Below are 15393 nucleotides of genomic sequence, written 5' to 3' on the forward strand. Positions count from 1 at the left end.
CGTAAACAAGGCGTAAAAATCAGAAGGTTTTGCTGACGCTGAGGACGAGCGCCGACTTGCCGAGAAACTTTCCGTTGGCAGGCGATGCGTAAGCCGCCCGGCCGGCGTTCGTGCCGACATAGGCCAGCGCCGCGGTCACCAGGCCGACGTCGCGCGTCACCCCGATCTTCCAGTCGGTGTAGCTCGCAGCCGCATGGTGGGCAACGCGCTGGCGGCCGGCGTGCAGGTTCACGACCAGCTTGTCGCCGGCGGCCAGGTTGGCGGCCAGGTCGAGGTAGCCGCTGTGTTCGCTGTCGACGAAGCCGAACAGGTCGGTCACGGCGTGCGAATACTTCACCACTGCCGGGCCGTACGACAACTGCGCGTACAGCTCGGTGGTATTGGCGGTGACGAAGCCGGGGACATCCTTGAGGCCGTTTGACGGATACACATAGGTCAGCACGCCGGCGTCGTAGCCGAAGCCAGGCGCAAGTTCGCCGCGCTTGCCCGCGTACAGGTCGAGTTCGGCCGAACCGGCACCGCCGGCATCCTTCGTCCATTTGATGGTCGAGGCCCATGCTCCCGCATACCAGCCGGACGCGGCGTGCACCAGGTCGGCGCCGCCCTGCAGCGCCGGCTGCAGGCGGGTTTGGGAAATGCCGCGGTAGCGGTAGTCGCTGGTCACGGCGGCGTTGAAGCTCAGTTCAGCAGGTGCCGCCTCTCCGGCGCGCGCGGCGCTGGAAATGAAGGTGGCGACCAGGACTGCGGCCAGGATGCTTGTTTTCATCGTGATTCTTTCTACGAAGCGAAGTAAAAGGGCGAAACAGGAATCGGCGCGATGCGCGCAACGCGCCCTGCCTGCGGGCACGGCAGGCGGCGACAATGAAAAAAGTAGGGAAGTTGTTGATGGCATCGCCACTCCTTCATCGTCGTCAATCGATGAAGGAGCGTATCAAGCGCGCCATAAAGATTTTCTAAAGATTAGGCCGGACGGCGTAAAGAAGGCGTAAAAGCGAACGCGGAAAAGCGAAGTGTGGCGATGGATCGGAGAGGGAAACCGACTTGGGGACTAGCCGAGGCAGTGCTCGCTTACTGGCCGGTTCGCCGCGCCAGCGCGACGAACGCATGCAGGAATTCGACCTCCCAGTCAGCTTCCCGCGCGCCCAGGTGAATGTGCTTCTGGATGCCGCCCGGCCCCAGCCGCAGGGTGTGCAACTCCAGCTGCGGCGCGTAGTCCGTCACCAGCCATTTCGGCAGCGCCGCCACGCCGCGGCCGCTGGCGACCATCTGCAGCATGATGTCGGTCGTCTCGATCGTCTTGTGCCTGCGCGGCGCGCACTTCGCGGGCAGCAGGAACAGGTTGTAGATGTCGAGGCGGTCGATCGGCACCGGATAGGTGATCAACACTTCCTCGGCCAGCTGCTCCGGCCGCACTTCCTCCAGATTCGCCCAGCGGTGCTCTTTGTGCACCACCAGCACCTGCTCGTAGCCGAACACCGGCTCGAAGCGTAGCCCCGGCCGCAGGACGGGATCGGGCGTCACCAGCAAATCGATCTCGTGGCCGAGCAGCGCCTTGACGCCGCCGAACTGGAATTTCTGCTTCACGTCCACGTCCACCAGCGGCCACGCCGCCAGATACGGCGCGACCACTTTCAACAGCCACTGGTAGCAGGGGTGGCATTCCATGCCGATGCGCAGCGTGCCGCGCTGGCCCTGCGCGAACTGCAGCAGCTGCTCTTCCGCCAGCAGCAGTTGCGGCAGCAGGCGCTGGGCGACGGCGTGCAGGTAGTCGCCGGCCTGGGTCAGGCGCAGGCTGCGCCCTTCGCGCACCCAGATCTCGGTGCCGATCAGCCCTTCCAGCTTGCGCATGCTATGGCTCAGTGCCGACTGGGTGACGTTCAGCGCTTGCGCCGCCGCCGTCACCGATCCCAGGCGTTTGAGCTCAACGAGAATCTGCAGGTGGATACGCTCGAGCATGATATGAATGAAATCGATGGATATGTGAGAAATGACCATTTTACTTCATCAATTCTGAGCTCTAGCATGGCCATATCGACAATCCTGAAAGAGCACGCCATGACCACCATCCACAACCTCGGCTTCCCGCGCATCGGCGCGCAGCGCGAACTGAAATTCGGCCTCGAATCCTACTGGAAGGGAGCGAGCAGCCGCGACGCACTGGAAGCGCTCGGCGCCGAGCTGCGGACCCGCCACTGGCAGCAGCAGGCCGGGCTCGACCTGGTGCCGGTCGGCGATTTTTCGTTCTACGACCAGGTGCTCGACATGAGCGTCACCCTGGGTAACCTGCCCGAGCGCGTGCGCGGCTTCCATGGCGAGGCATTGGACAACTACTTCCGGGTGGCGCGCGGGCGTTCGGCCGAATCGGCCGAGGCGCATGGCGGCTGCTGCGGCGGCGTCGCGGCCGGCGAGATGACCAAGTGGTTCGACACCAACTACCACTACATCGTGCCGGAGCTGAGCGCCGCGACCATCTTCAAGTTCGACGGCACGCGCCTGCTCGCGCAACTGGGCGAGGCGCGCCAACAAGGCATCAAGGCTAAACCGGTGATCATCGGCCCCGTCACCTATCTGGCGCTCGCTAAGGCCATCGACGCTTCCGACAAGCTCGCCCTGCTGCCGCAACTGCTCGACGTCTACGCGCAGCTGCTGGAAACCCTGGCGAACCAGGGCGTCGACTGGGTGCAGGTCGACGAGCCGATCCTGGTGACGGAACTCGACCAGGACTGGCAGCACGCCTTCAACCTGGCCTACCATCAGTTGAAAGCTTGCCGTCCCAGGCTGCTGGTCGCCACCTATTTCGGCGAGCTGAAGGAAAACCGCTACCTGGCGGCCAACCTGCCGGTCGCCGGCCTGCACGTGGACGCGACCCACGGCCAGGAAGACGTGCTGTCGCTGCTGAACCTCCTGCCCGACCACAAGGTGCTGTCGCTGGGCGTCATCAATGGCCGCAACATCTGGAAGACCGATTTGAACGCCGTGCTCGACTGGCTGGAACCGGTAGCCACGCGCCTGGGCGAGCGGCTGTGGCTGGCGCCGTCCTGCTCGCTGCTGCACGTGCCGGTCGACCTGGCGAACGAACCGAAGCTCGATGCCGAGATCCGTTCCTGGCTCGCCTTCGCCGTGCAGAAGCTCGACGAGTTGCAGCTGCTGGCGCGGGCCTTGCGCGAAGGCCGCGCAGCGGTGCAGGAGACCCTCACCGCACATGCCGCGGTGCTGGCCGCGCGCCGGGCCTCGCCGCGTGTGACCAATCCGGCCGTGCAGGCGGCGGTGGCGGCGATCGACGCCGACCTCGGCGCGCGCAAGAGCGGCTATGCCGAGCGCGCCGTCGTGCAGGCGGCACGGCTGGCCCTGCCCTCCTTCCCGACCACGACCATCGGCTCCTTCCCGCAGACGGCCGAGATCCGCCAGGCGCGCAGCGCCCATAAAGCCGGCACGCTCGACGCGGCCGATTACGAAGCGGCGATGCGGGCGGAGATCGCACGCAGCGTGCGCGAGCAGGAAACCCTGGGACTGGACGTACTGGTGCACGGCGAAGCCGAGCGCAACGACATGGTCGAATACTTCGGCGAGCAGCTCGACGGCTATGCCTTCAGCCAGGCCGGCTGGGTGCAGTCCTACGGCTCGCGCTGCGTGAAGCCGCCCATCCTGTTCGGCGACATCAGCCGCCCGCGCGCGATGACGGTGGAATGGATCGCCTACGCGCAGTCGCTGACAACGAAACCGATGAAAGGCATGCTGACCGGCCCCGTCACGATCCTGAACTGGTCGTTCGTGCGCGACGACCAGCCAAGGTCAGTCTCCTGCAAGCAGCTGGCGCTGGCGATCCGCGCCGAGGTGCTCGATCTGGAACGGGCCGGCGTGCGCATCATCCAGATCGACGAAGCGGCGCTGCGCGAAGGCCTGCCGCTGCGCCGCTCGGAGTGGCGCCACTACCTCGACTGGGCGGTGGAATCGTTCCGCATCGCGGCCAATGGCGTGCAGGATGAAACGCAAATCCACACCCACATGTGCTACTCGGAGTTCAACGACATCATCGCGGCGATTGCCGGGATGGATGCCGACGTGATCACGATCGAGACCTCGCGCTCGCGCATGGAGCTGCTCGACGCCTTCGAGGGTTTCAGCTATCCGAACGAGATCGGCCCCGGCGTCTACGACATCCATTCGCCCAACATCCCGAGCGAGGAACACATCGTCGGGCTGATGCGCAAGGCGGCCGAGCGCATTCCGGCGGCGCGCCTGTGGGTCAATCCCGACTGCGGCCTCAAGACGCGCCAGTGGGCTGAAGTCCTGCCGGCCCTGCGCAACATGGTGGCGGCGGCCCGGACGCTGCGCGCCGAAGCCCTCGTCTGAAAGCGCTTATTGGGCCAGGCGATCCATGAACGCGCCCAGGCGCCGGATCGCCTCGTTCAGGTGCTCGGCGCTGGCCGCGTAGGACAGGCGCACGTAGCGATCCGCGCCCGCATGGCCGAAGTCCTTGCCAGGCGTGAGCGCGACGTGCGCTTCGTCCAGCACGCGCTCGCAGAACTCCCAGGCGGTGAGGCCCGTGCCGGCCACGTCGAAGTAGACGTAGAAGGCGCCGTCCGGCGGCACCGGCACCGGCAGGCCGATGCCGGCCAGACCCGCCAGCACGATGTCGCGGCGCCGCGCGAACTCGACGCGCCGCGCTTCGCACACGGCCAATGACTCCGGCATGAAGCAGGCCAGCGCGGCCTGCTGCGACAGGTTCGAGGCGCAGATATAGTAATTTTGCGCGAGGCGTTCCATGGTCGGCACCAGCGCCTCGGGCACCACGGCCCAGCCCAGGCGCCAGCCAGTCATGCCGAAGTATTTCGAGAAGCTGTTGATGACGATGGCGTCGTCGTCGAAGGCGAGCACCGTCTGCGGCGGCTGGCCGTTCGCATCGTGGTCGCCCAGGTTCAGGTAAATCTCGTCGACCAGGCGCCAGGCGCCGTGTTCGCGCGCCCAGTCGCAGATCGCGCGCAGTTCGCCGGGCGGCACCGAGGTGCCGGTCGGGTTCGAGGGCGTGGCGATCATCAGGCCGCGCGTGGCGCTCGTCCAGTTGGCGCGCACGCTGGCGGCGTCGAGCTGGAAGCGGCTCGCCGCATCGGTGGCGACCAGGTTGACCTGCGCCCCGAAGCTGCTGAGGAACTGGCGGTTGCACGGATACGAAGGGTCGCCGACGATCACCTCGTCGCCCGGATCAACCAGGGCCGCCGTCACCAGCAGAAGCGCCGCCGAGGCGCCGGCGGTGACGATGATCCGGTTCGGTGTGATCGTCACGCCATGCTGGTCGAGATAGAACTTCGCGATCGCCGCACGCAGGGCCGGCGTGCCGAGGGCCGCGGTGTAGGGCAGCGCGCCGCCATCGATAGCGGCGCGCGCCGCTTCCAGCACGGCCGGCGGCGGGCCGAAATCGGGTTCGCCCAGGCTGAGTTTGATGACCTGGTGTCCCTGCGCTTCCAGGGCGGCGGCGCGTTTGCCGAACTCCATGGCGAAGAAGGGATCGACCGATTGGGCGCGTTGCGAGATTTTCATGGTGGCGTGTCGGATGCGGCGGTGAAGCGAAGATTGTATATGGGCGGCGCCATCCCGGCTGGCGGCCGGCGTCTTTCTAAACGCGGCCGGGCACGATGTCGACGCCGATCTGCTCGGCCAGCGCCAGCAGTTCGCCGTACGCCGCCGGATCGCCGACCAGGCTGCGCGTCGGCGCGCTAGGGGCCAGCACGCCAGGATCGATGCGGTCGCCGAACAGCACCACGGCGCGCGCGCTGTCGTCCTGGCGCGAGATCCAGCACAGGCCCTGCACTTGCGGAAAGCCGGCGTGGATGGCGACGGCCCACTGGCGCGTGACGGGATACTGGTCTTTCTCGGTATCGATCAGGCAGTTGCGCGGCACGCCGAGCTTACGCAAGGCCTTGCTGCCAAGGTCCGCCAGCAGCAGATCGCGGGCCGCACTGAACTGCGAATGGCCCTGCCCCATCAGCTTGTTCTTGTCGTAGGTTTTAAAACCAGCGCCGAAGGGCACGTCGTGGAACACGCTTTCCATCGCCGCGCAGGCGAAGCTGGAGCCGCCGTAGAGCGTGTGGATGGCCCGTCCGGCCGCATCGGCGATGGGGCTGAAGCGCGCATTGCCCCTGGGGCCGGGATTGAACTGCACCGCGCCGTAGTCGAGGTGATGGACGCGGTGCAGGATCGCGGCGCGCGGCCAGGTGGTGGTCGTGATGTGCAGGACAGGCGGTGGCGCGAAGGCGACGCCTGGAGTTGGAGCGGCGTCCGGCCTCGCGGCCGGCGGCTTAACCATGCAGCACGCCTTCGCATTCGTCGGCGGCGGCTGCGATCACGCGTTCTGGCGCGCTGGCCAGCAATTCGCGCGGCGTCTTGCCGCCCAGGTAGCTGTTGGCGGACATGAACCAGTAGGACAGGCCCCAGCTGTCCTTGGATTCGCCGAAGATCCTGAGGATCTGGGCCAGCGGCTTGCGCGGCCGGTAGCCGGCCTGCGGGTCGAGGCCATAGCTGGGGAAATAATCGATGCCGTTGTGGCGGATGGCGAAGATGGCGCCGTCGCGCTTCCATTTATTGGGCTGGGCGCTCGGGTTGCTGGCACTGAAGCCCGCCGCCACGGCGATCTCGGCGGCCGTCATCCAGTCGCCGCTGTCGATCACGGCGGTGCGCGCCCGCGCCAGCATGGCCGCTTCCTTCAGTTCGTTCGGTGTGGGCGGCACCTTCGGCACCAGCGCCTCGACGATCGCTTCGAGCGATTCGCGGTGGCGCGTCTCGACGAGGGTCTTCACGAACTCGGCGATGCTGGCGAAGGTTTGCGCCATCGCTTGCGCCTCGCGCGGGGTGGCATGGGCGATCGTCACCGCCACCACCTGTTCGGCGTCGGAACCGTCCAGGCCCTTGCTGACCTCTCCAGGTTTGCCGGCAAGGGTCGAAATACCGGCCACGTCGTAGTCCAGTACACGCATATTGCCTCCTGCTGAGATTAGATTGGATGGAATGACTTCATACTAACCCATATAACCGCTTTATGCCAGATGCCGTGCTGGCGCCGATCAAGGCCCTTGGCCAGGTAGCGCTTGCTACAGAGGAGCAACATCCACGGGCTCCGCACGGGGAGAATATATAAGCTTCCTTCGCAAATTCAGACGAAACACCCTAAAATAGGTTGATCTACGGAACCATTTCACTCATCTCGGAAGCCTGCATTGGATACTTTACTCTTCGCCGCACCCGGTTCGCTCGGCCCTACCCTGGTTGCCGCCCTGCTGGGCCTCCTGATCGGCAGTTTCCTGAACGTGGTGATCCACCGCATCCCGAAGATGATGCAGCGCGAATCCGACAATTACGTGGCCCATGAGAGCGGCAAGGAATTGCCGCACACGGATCGCTACAACCTGATGGTGCCCCGCTCCGCCTGCCCGCACTGCGGCCACCAGATCACGGCCATGGAAAACATCCCGGTGATCAGCTGGCTGGCGCTGCGCGGCAAGTGCCGCAAGTGCAAGGCGCCGATCTCGGCGCGCTATCCGGCGGTCGAACTGCTGACCGGCGCCTTGTCCGCCCTGCTGGTCTGGACCTTCGGTTCGGGCGTGGCCGGCATGGCCACCCTGCTCTTCGCCTGGCTCCTGATCGCGATGACCTTCATCGACATTGACACCCAGCTGCTGCCCGACGATCTCACCTTCCCGCTGCTGTGGGCGGGCCTGCTGGTCAACCTGGACGGCACCTTCGTCCCGCTGCGCGACGCCGTCATCGGCGCGGTGGCCGGCTACCTGGTGCTGTGGGCGGTGTACTGGCTGTTCAAGCTGGCGACCGGCAAGGAAGGCATGGGCTATGGCGACTTCAAGCTGCTGGCGGCGCTGGGCGCCTGGCTCGGCTGGGCCATGCTGCCGACCATCATCCTGCTGTCCTCGGTGGTCGGCGCGATCGTCGGCATCAGCCTGATCGTGTTCGCGCGCCGCGGCCGCGACAAGCCGATCCCCTTCGGCCCCTATCTCGCCGCCGCCGGCGTGATCGCCCTGCTGTTCGGCGACCAGGTGAGCGGCATCTTCCAGGGCATCATCGCTTAAGCCATGGAACAGGGCCACACCCCCGCATTCTCCGTCGGCCTGACCGGCGGCATCGGCTGCGGCAAGACGACCGTGGCCGACATGTTCGGCGCGCTCGGCGCTTCCCTGGTCGACACCGACGCCATCGCCCACGCGCTGACGGCGCCGCATGGGGCGGCGATGCCGGCCATCCTGGCCGAATTCGGCGCCGGCTTCGCCACGCCTGAAGGCGCCCTCGACCGCGCGAAAATGCGCGAACTGGTCTTCGCCGATCCGGGCGCGCGGGCGCGCCTGGAAGCGATCCTGCACCCGCGCATCCGCGAAGCGACCGCCGCCGCGGCCGCCCTCGCCACCGGGCCGTACACGATCTTCGTGGTGCCGCTGCTGATCGAGTCCGGCACCTGGCGCGAGCGGGTCACGCGCATCCTCGCCATCGATTGCAGCGAGGAGACGCAGGTGGCCCGCGTCATGGCCCGCAACAACCTGACCGAGCCGCAGGTGCGCGCCATCATGGCGGCCCAGGTCACGCGCGCGCAGCGCCTGGCGAACGCCGACGACGTCGTCCTCAACGACGACGGGCTCGAGGCCTTGCGGCCCCAGGTGGAGCGGCTGCACGCGTTCTATATGGAGCAAAGCCAGCGAATAACGCATGGATAAGCGCTTCAACCATGCGGGGTTTGTAATTTTGCTCCGCATGGTTCAGAATCACGCAGTTGCTCGCCAGCCCACATTCAGGGGAATGTCACTTTGATCGTTTACGAATATCCTTTCAACGAGCGCATTCGCACCTTGTTGCGGCTGGAAGACCTGTACGAGAAATTCAAGTTCTTTGTCCGCCAGGAGCACGCGATGCAGCACCATGTCGCGCTCTCGACGATCTTCGACATGCTGGAAGTGGCCGGACGCGCCGACCTGAAGTCCGACCTGCTGCAGGAACTCGAACGCCAGAAGCAAAGCCTGCTGGCCTACCGCAGCAACCCGAACGTCGCCCCCGAGGCCCTGGACGCCGTCCTCGCCGAACTCGACCAGGTCAGCAGCGCCCTCGTGGCCAGCCAGGGCAAGACCGGCCAGAACGTACGCGACAACGAATGGCTGATGAGCATCCGCGGCCGCACCATCATCCCCGGCGGCGCCTGCGAATTCGATTTACCTTCTTATTACGCCTGGCAGAAGCGCCCGACCGAACAGCGTTATGCCGACATCATGGGCTGGTTTGGCCCCCTGATGCCGCTGTGCGACGCCCTCGCCCTGGTGCTGCGCCTGCTGCGCGATTCGGGCCGTCCGACTAAAATGATCGCCACCGCCGGCAGCTATCAGCAAATGCTGCAGGGGAAGGTGTACCACATGCTGCGCCTGGGCCTGGACGAGTCGCTCGGCGCGATTCCCGAGATCTCGGCGAATAAATACATGCTGTGGGTACGCTTCACCACCCAGGGCGGCGACCTGAAACCGAAGTCGCTGGAAGAGGATGTGCCCTTCGAGCTGACCCTCTGTAATTTCTAAAGTACTGCCATGACCGTTGTAGCCTGCCCCACCTGCGCCAAGAAAGTCGAATGGACGCCTGAGAACAAGTACCGTCCGTTCTGCTCCGAGCGCTGCAAACAGATCGACCTGGGCGCCTGGGCCGAAGAGAAATACACCATCCCCGCCGCTGCGCCGAACGAGTCGCAGGACAACCCGCTGGACGAAGACAAGCACTGATCTTGGACAGCCGCCCTGGATTGCTTGCCAGCCTGGCTTTATACGCGATCCGCGGCTACCAGCGCCACCTCTCTCCCCATAAAGGCTTTCATTGCGCCTACCGCTGTGCGACCGGGCGCGACGGCTGTTCCGGCTATGGATATCGGGTGATCGAACGCTTCGGTTTGATGGCCGGATTGCGGCTGCTGTGGCGCAGGTTGCGGCTATGCGGGGAGACCCATCACAGACCTCCCCTGGTGCGCAATCCGGTGCTGCATTACCAGCATGGGGATTGCGATCCGGGCTGTGGTGCGGACTGTCTGCCGGATATGCCGAGCGGCTCGGGCATCAGCCGCTGCGTCGGCGACTTCCTCTGCAGCAGCTGCTCGTGCGACGGTTCGACGTCGGCCGATAGGAAGAAGAAGGACGAGCAGTACACGTAGGGTGGGCTCTCCGAGCCCACGCGTTACGCACGCGTCCTTCGGCCCGAAGCGGTGACTGGCCGTTCGCAAACGCCGAATCAAGCTATGCGGCTTCGCGCATTGTTCACGAGCGATCATTCACCGCACGTGGTGAATGCCTGCGCCCGTACCGCGTGGGCGCGGGGCGCCCGGTGAAACCGTGAGCGATGCCATTGGCATCGCCCACTCCTACAACAGCGACGCTTGATTCACATGCATCGAACGATCGTCGCAAGCGGCCTACGCCGTGACCGTGATCCCGCCCGGCACCAGCACCGGCTTGTTGCGGCGGCCGTAGCGATCCATGAACAGGCCTTCCAGGCCGATCTCCGGCTGGCGGCCCGAGACCATGTCGGCCAGCACGCGGCCCGAGCCGCAGGCCATCGTCCAGCCCAGGGTGCCGTGGCCGGTGTTCAGGAACAGGTTGCGGTACGGGGTCGGGCCGACCACCGGCGTGCCGTCCGGCGTCATCGGACGCAGACCGCACCAGAACTCCGCCTTCGAGACGTCGCCACCCTGCGGGAACAGGTCGGTCACCGAGTGCTCCAGCGTGTCGCGGCGCGCCTGGTGCAGGCTCAGGTCGTAGCCGGCGATTTCCGCCGTGCCGCCGACGCGGATGCGGTCGCCCAGACGCGTGATCGCCACCTTGTAGGTCTCGTCCATGATGGTCGATTCCGGTGCGCCGGCCGCATCGGTGATCGGCACCGTGATCGAATAACCCTTCACCGGATAGACCGGGATGTGGATGCCGATCTGCTTCAGCACCATCGGCGAATAGCTGCCCAGCGCCAGCACGAAGGAATCGGCCTTCAGCTCGCCCTGCGAGGTGACCACGCCGACCACCTTGTCGCCTTCGATCGAGAGACGCTTGATCTCGACGCCGTGGCGGAATTTCACGCCCAGTTCCTTGGCCATCTCGGCCAGCTTCTGGGTGAACTTGAAGCAGTCGCCGGTCTCGTCGTTCGGCAGCAGCAGGCCGCCCACGAACTTGCCGCGCACCTTGGCCAGCGCCGGCTCGTAAGCTTCGCAGCCGGCCGGATCGAGAACCTTGTACGGCACGCCATACTGCTGCAGCACGGCGATGTCGGTCGCGGCGCCGTCGAGCTGCTTCTGGGTGCGGAACAGCTGCAGGGTGCCCTGGCTGCGCTCGTCGTAGCTGATGCCGGTGTCGGCACGCAGCTGCACCAGCACGTCGCGGCTGTACTCGGCCAGGCGCACCATGCGGCCCTTGTTGATGGCGTAGCTCTTGTGATTGCAGTTGGCCAGCATCTGCAGCATCCAGCGCCATTGGACAGGATCGAGTTTCGGCCGCACGACCAGCGGGCTGTGCTGCATCGCCAGCCATTTGACGGCCTTCATCGGCACGCCGGGGCCGGCCCACGGGGATGCGTAACCGGGCGAGATCTCGCCCGCGTTGCCATAACTCGTTTCCATGCCGGCGGCCGGCTGGCGGTCGATGACCGTGACGTCGTGCCCGGCCTGGGCCAGGTAGTACGCCGTGGTGGTGCCGATGACACCACTACCCAAGACGATGATTTTCACAGGGATCCTTCAACAGATTGGTTGACTGCTTTTTTTACCCCGCATAGCGCAGCTGATCGAGCCACGCAAGCAGGGGGATGGTAGCGGGCAGCAGCGGGGTAAGGCCAACTGTCCCTTGCCACGCAAAGGCCTGGCCTTCCAGGCTTTGCGGTTCGCCGCGCCAGTCGCGGCTGATATAAAAATGGAGCCGCACATGGGCGTGCTCGTAGACGTGTTCGACGCAGCACCACTCGGTAGCGCTCTCGATATGCACGCCCAGTTCCTCGACGAATTCGCGCTGCAGCGCTTCGAAAATGGTTTCGCCCGGATCGACTTTACCGCCCGGGAATTCCCAGTAGCCGGCATACGGTTTGCCGGCCGGTCGCTGGCCGAGGAGCACGTCGCCGTTCGGGCGCATCAGGATGCCGACCGCCACATCGATCGGCCGGGTTATCGCTTGCTGCATCAGGGGGTTCGTCCGGAAAAGCCGATATTGTACGCCAGGCTGATGCTTAAAGCATGGGCAGTGTGGTAACAGGCCTTACAAAAATGCGGGGTGGGATAACCGCCGGGAATGGGGTGTCGACGGGGATGATATCGGAAGGTTCAATCAAGGCTCGTAGGGTGGGCACTTGTGCCCACGCGGTATGGCACGGTGAAGATGTCGAAACCTTATTTCGACATGCGTGCGCCGCACCGCGTGGGCTCGAGAGCCCATCCTACTCTATCGCGGTTCGGAGTCCGTGCCGAGCTTGCCGGCGTAATCCTTCGCAAACTGCCACGCCACCCGCCCGGAACGCGACCCGCGCCCCAGCGCCCACTGCAGCGCCTCGCCACGCGCCGCCGCGATCTGCTCCGCCGTGCAGCCGAAACTCGCCAACCAGTGCGCCACGATCCCGAGATAATCCTCCTGCCGGAACGGATAGAACGACAGCCACACGCCGAAACGCTCCGACAGCGAGATCTTTTCCTCGACCGCCTCGCCCGGATGCAGCTCGCCGTCGTCGCCATGTTTATAACCCGTGTTGTCCGACATCTTCTCGGGCATCAGGTGGCGCCGGTTCGAGGTGGCGTAGATCAGCACGTTGTCCGATTGCGTGGCGACGCTGCCGTCCAGCGCTACCTTCAGCGCCTTGTAGCCGGCCTCCCCTTCCTCGAAGGAGAGGTCGTCGCAAAAGATCACGAAGCGCTCGGGACGCGCCGCCACCAGGTCGACGATGTCGGGCAGGTCGGCGAGGTCGGCCTTGTCGACCTCGATCAGGCGCAGGCCCTGTTCCGCGAAGCCGTTCAGGCAGGCCTTGATCAGCGAGGACTTGCCGGTGCCGCGCGCGCCCGTCAGCAGCACGTTGTTGGCGGGCCGGCGCGCCACGAACTGGCGCGTGTTCTGCTCGATCGCGCGCTTCTGGGCGTCGACGTGCTGCAGGTCGTCGAAGGAGATGCTGGACGCGTGCAGCACCGGCTGCAGGAAGGCGCCGCCGCCGGCGCGCCGGCGCCAGCGGAAGGCGAAGGCGCGCCGGAAGTCCGGCTCGCGTGCGACCGGCGGCAGGATCGCCTCGACCCGCGCCAGCAGCCCCTCGGCGCGGTGCAGGAACTGTTCGAGCGGCGTCATGCGCTATCTGCGATTACGAGCGGTAGTCGGCGTTGATGCTGACGTAGTCGTGCGACAGGTCGCAAGTCCAGACGGTGGCGCTGGCGTCCCCGCGTTCCAGGGTCACGCGCACCAGGATCTCGGACTGCTTCATGACGCGCTGGCCGTCCGCTTCCTGGTAGTCCGGATTGCGCCCGCCCGCCTTGGCGACCCAGACGTCGTCCAGGTAGAGATCGAGCTTGCTGACGTCGAGGTCGTCCACCCCGGCATAGCCGACGGCGGCCAGGATGCGGCCCAGGTTCGGGTCGGAGGCGAAGAAGGCGGTCTTCACCAGCGGCGAGTGGGCGATCGCGTAGGCGATCTTGCGGCACTCTTCCAGCGAACGGCCCTCTTCCACGGTAATCGTGATGAACTTGGTCGCGCCTTCGCCGTCGCGGATGATCTGCTGCGCCAGGTTGCGCGAGATATCAGTGACCGCATCGCGCAGCGCCTCGTAGTCGGCGCCAGACGCTTCGTTGACGACCAGGCTGCCGGCGCCGGTGGCGATCAGCATGAAGGAGTCGTTGGTCGAGGTGTCGCCGTCGATGGTGATGCTGTTGAAGGAGCGGTCGGCCGCATACTTCACCAGTTCGTCCAGCACCGGCTGCGCCACTTTCGCGTCGAAGGCCAGGTAGCCGAGCATGGTCGCCATGTTCGGCTTGATCATGCCGGCGCCCTTGCTGATGCCGGTCATGGTGACGGTATGGCCGCCGATGGTCACCGTGGTTGATGCCGCCTTCGGCTGGGTGTCGGTGGTCATGATCGCTTCGGCCGCGTTGAACCAGTTGTCGGCCGTGAGATTGGCGATCGCGTCCGGCAGGCCGGCGACGATCTTCGCGACCGGCAGCGGTTCCAGGATCACGCCGGTGGAAAACGGCAGCACCTGCTGCGCATCGCAGCCGAGCAGCTTCGCCACTTCGGCGCAGGTGGCCTGGGCGTTGGCCAGTCCCGGTTCGCCCGTGCCTGCATTGGCATTGCCGGTATTGACCACCAGCGCGCGGATCGGCTTGCCGCCGTTCTGCACGGCCGCCAGGTTCGCCTTGCTGACCTGCACCGGCGCCGCGCAGAAGCGGTTCAGCGTGAACACGCCGGACACGGTGGCGCCATCGGCCAGGCGCATCACCAGGACGTCCTTGCGGTTGGGCTTCTTGATGCCGGCTTGGGCGAAGCCGATCTCGATGCCGGCGACCGGTTTCAGGTCGGCGGCGACAGGCAGGGGGGAATTCACGGCCATGGTGGTCTCATTGGAAAGATTTCGAATCCGATATTGTACTGCGCGCGCGGCAGGACGGGCGCAGGAACGCGGCGTCTATCCTTCAGTACGCTTTTAACGTTTCCACAACAAATTCCGTGCACTGCAGATGGATGAGTGACTTTCTTATATGTATCGTTAATAACTGGGAACTTTCTAACTCAACGAGCTCTCAGTGAAGATCCCACCTTGGGGTGTTGAAGTGGTACGCTTCTTTCGCCTTATTCTACGAGTCAATTCACGGTCGCAATAGATTGCACGGCATTACGATAAGTGACTACATGACCGTCTGGTTCCGGTCAGAAGCGGTCATTGCATAGCAGCGGAGGTAAACGGAGCAAATACGATGGATGAACCAAGAAAGGACGAGAAATTGGCTAATTTTACCCCTAGGAATACGCGGGTCACCTGGCTCCTCCGTTCAGCGGCCATCGCGTGTATTTGGGGTGTTGCGATCTATGCTTTAAGCAAATTTCTTAGGGCATATTGGGCACCAGAAGCGTGCCTCGATGTGGAGCACGGCAGCTTCGACTATCGCAATTGGCGGTGCTCACAGGAGCAGCAAGACTATATCGATACCGCGCTGAAGGATGTACCTGGCTTCTGGTTTGCGCTAATTGCGGTGCTGATAGCGATTGGGCTAACCGTGCTGACAAGACGCCTCGCGAATGCCGAGTCTGCTCATCGTTGAATCGCGAAGATCCGCTATTGGTCGGAAGCGGACGCTACAAAAGGTCTGTAATCGGCCCATAGCAGTCATCAGCCCAGCATTGCGGAGCATCGTGTTGGCCAATTGCC

At 65.0% G+C, this 15393-nt stretch carries 16 protein-coding genes; 7 read left to right on the forward strand and 9 right to left on the reverse strand.

The genetic code is table 11. The annotated features are described in order from the left end of the window. Window positions 1-19: 19 nt before the first annotated feature. Together ASF77_RS09625 and ASF77_RS09630 are read right to left on the reverse strand one after the other, a co-directional pair. On the reverse strand, window positions 20-766 hold the full coding sequence (locus ASF77_RS09625) for a TorF family putative porin (protein WP_056338267.1): 747 nt from the start codon (window positions 764-766) through the stop codon (window positions 20-22). 302 nt (window positions 767-1068) lie between these two features. Next, window positions 1069-1956 (reverse strand): LysR family transcriptional regulator, encoded by an 888-nt coding sequence (locus ASF77_RS09630; protein ID WP_056339023.1) that lies wholly within the window; start codon window positions 1954-1956, stop codon window positions 1069-1071. A gap of 99 nt (window positions 1957-2055) precedes the next feature. Here ASF77_RS09630 and metE point away from each other — a divergent pair, with 99 nt between their 5' ends. After that, complete coding sequence (gene metE / locus ASF77_RS09635; RefSeq protein ID WP_056338270.1) at window positions 2056-4353, forward strand: 5-methyltetrahydropteroyltriglutamate--homocysteine S-methyltransferase; 2298 nt, start codon at window positions 2056-2058, stop codon at window positions 4351-4353. 6 nt (window positions 4354-4359) lie between these two features. Here the strand turns inward: metE and ASF77_RS09640 are convergent, their stop codons facing one another. The 3 genes from ASF77_RS09640 to ASF77_RS09650 all read right to left on the reverse strand — a co-directional run bounded on the left by ASF77_RS09640 (window position 4360) and on the right by ASF77_RS09650 (window position 6971). Next, window positions 4360-5538: a pyridoxal phosphate-dependent aminotransferase gene (locus ASF77_RS09640; protein WP_082493684.1), complete on the reverse strand. Its 1179-nt coding sequence runs from the start codon at window positions 5536-5538 to the stop codon at window positions 4360-4362. A gap of 76 nt (window positions 5539-5614) precedes the next feature. Next, entirely contained in the window at window positions 5615-6304 is a 690-nt protein-coding gene (locus ASF77_RS09645) for an RES family NAD+ phosphorylase (RefSeq protein WP_056338277.1), read from the reverse strand. Further along, the gene (locus tag ASF77_RS09650) at window positions 6297-6971 is read right to left on the reverse strand and encodes a hypothetical protein (protein WP_056338280.1); all 675 of its coding nucleotides are present in this window, start codon (window positions 6969-6971) and stop codon (window positions 6297-6299) included. The genes ASF77_RS09645 and ASF77_RS09650 overlap by 8 nt, the downstream gene beginning before the upstream one ends. A gap of 240 nt (window positions 6972-7211) precedes the next feature. On the opposite strand from ASF77_RS09650, the gene ASF77_RS09655 reads away from it, so the two are divergent. The 5 genes from ASF77_RS09655 (at window position 7212) to yidD (ending at window position 10177) form a co-directional block, all read left to right on the forward strand. Beyond that, a complete protein-coding gene (locus ASF77_RS09655; protein WP_056338283.1) occupies window positions 7212-8075 on the forward strand; it encodes an A24 family peptidase in 864 nt (287 codons plus the stop codon). A gap of 3 nt (window positions 8076-8078) precedes the next feature. After that, complete coding sequence (gene coaE / locus ASF77_RS09660) at window positions 8079-8711, forward strand: dephospho-CoA kinase (RefSeq protein WP_056338287.1); 633 nt, start codon at window positions 8079-8081, stop codon at window positions 8709-8711. 90 nt (window positions 8712-8801) lie between these two features. Next, on the forward strand, window positions 8802-9557 hold the full coding sequence (zapD, locus tag ASF77_RS09665) for a cell division protein ZapD (protein ID WP_056338290.1): 756 nt from the start codon (window positions 8802-8804) through the stop codon (window positions 9555-9557). A gap of 9 nt (window positions 9558-9566) precedes the next feature. Next, window positions 9567-9755: a DNA gyrase inhibitor YacG gene (yacG, locus tag ASF77_RS09670; RefSeq protein ID WP_056338293.1), complete on the forward strand. Its 189-nt coding sequence runs from the start codon at window positions 9567-9569 to the stop codon at window positions 9753-9755. Between the two features lie 2 nt (window positions 9756-9757). Further along, on the forward strand, window positions 9758-10177 hold the full coding sequence (yidD, locus tag ASF77_RS23615) for a membrane protein insertion efficiency factor YidD (protein WP_229445352.1): 420 nt from the start codon (window positions 9758-9760) through the stop codon (window positions 10175-10177). A 258-nt stretch (window positions 10178-10435) separates the two neighbouring features. Here the strand turns inward: yidD and ASF77_RS09675 are convergent, their stop codons facing one another. The 4 genes from ASF77_RS09675 to argJ all read right to left on the reverse strand — a co-directional run bounded on the left by ASF77_RS09675 (window position 10436) and on the right by argJ (window position 14577). Further along, a complete protein-coding gene (locus tag ASF77_RS09675) occupies window positions 10436-11737 on the reverse strand; it encodes a D-amino acid dehydrogenase (protein WP_056338297.1) in 1302 nt (433 codons plus the stop codon). 34 nt (window positions 11738-11771) lie between these two features. Continuing rightward, window positions 11772-12182: an NUDIX domain-containing protein gene (locus ASF77_RS09680; protein ID WP_056338300.1), complete on the reverse strand. Its 411-nt coding sequence runs from the start codon at window positions 12180-12182 to the stop codon at window positions 11772-11774. 258 nt (window positions 12183-12440) lie between these two features. Further along, window positions 12441-13325: an ATP-binding protein gene (locus ASF77_RS09685; RefSeq protein ID WP_056338303.1), complete on the reverse strand. Its 885-nt coding sequence runs from the start codon at window positions 13323-13325 to the stop codon at window positions 12441-12443. A gap of 13 nt (window positions 13326-13338) precedes the next feature. After that, entirely contained in the window at window positions 13339-14577 is a 1239-nt protein-coding gene (gene argJ, locus ASF77_RS09690; protein WP_056338306.1) for a bifunctional glutamate N-acetyltransferase/amino-acid acetyltransferase ArgJ, read from the reverse strand. Window positions 14578-14941: 364 nt separating this feature from the next. Between argJ and ASF77_RS24230 the strand changes: the two genes are divergently transcribed. After that, the gene (locus tag ASF77_RS24230) at window positions 14942-15286 is read left to right on the forward strand and encodes a hypothetical protein (protein WP_156648824.1); all 345 of its coding nucleotides are present in this window, start codon (window positions 14942-14944) and stop codon (window positions 15284-15286) included. Window positions 15287-15393 lie beyond the last annotated feature (107 nt).

Source organism: Massilia sp. Leaf139, assembly GCF_001424165.1.
Lineage (GTDB): Bacteria > Pseudomonadota > Gammaproteobacteria > Burkholderiales > Burkholderiaceae_D > Telluria.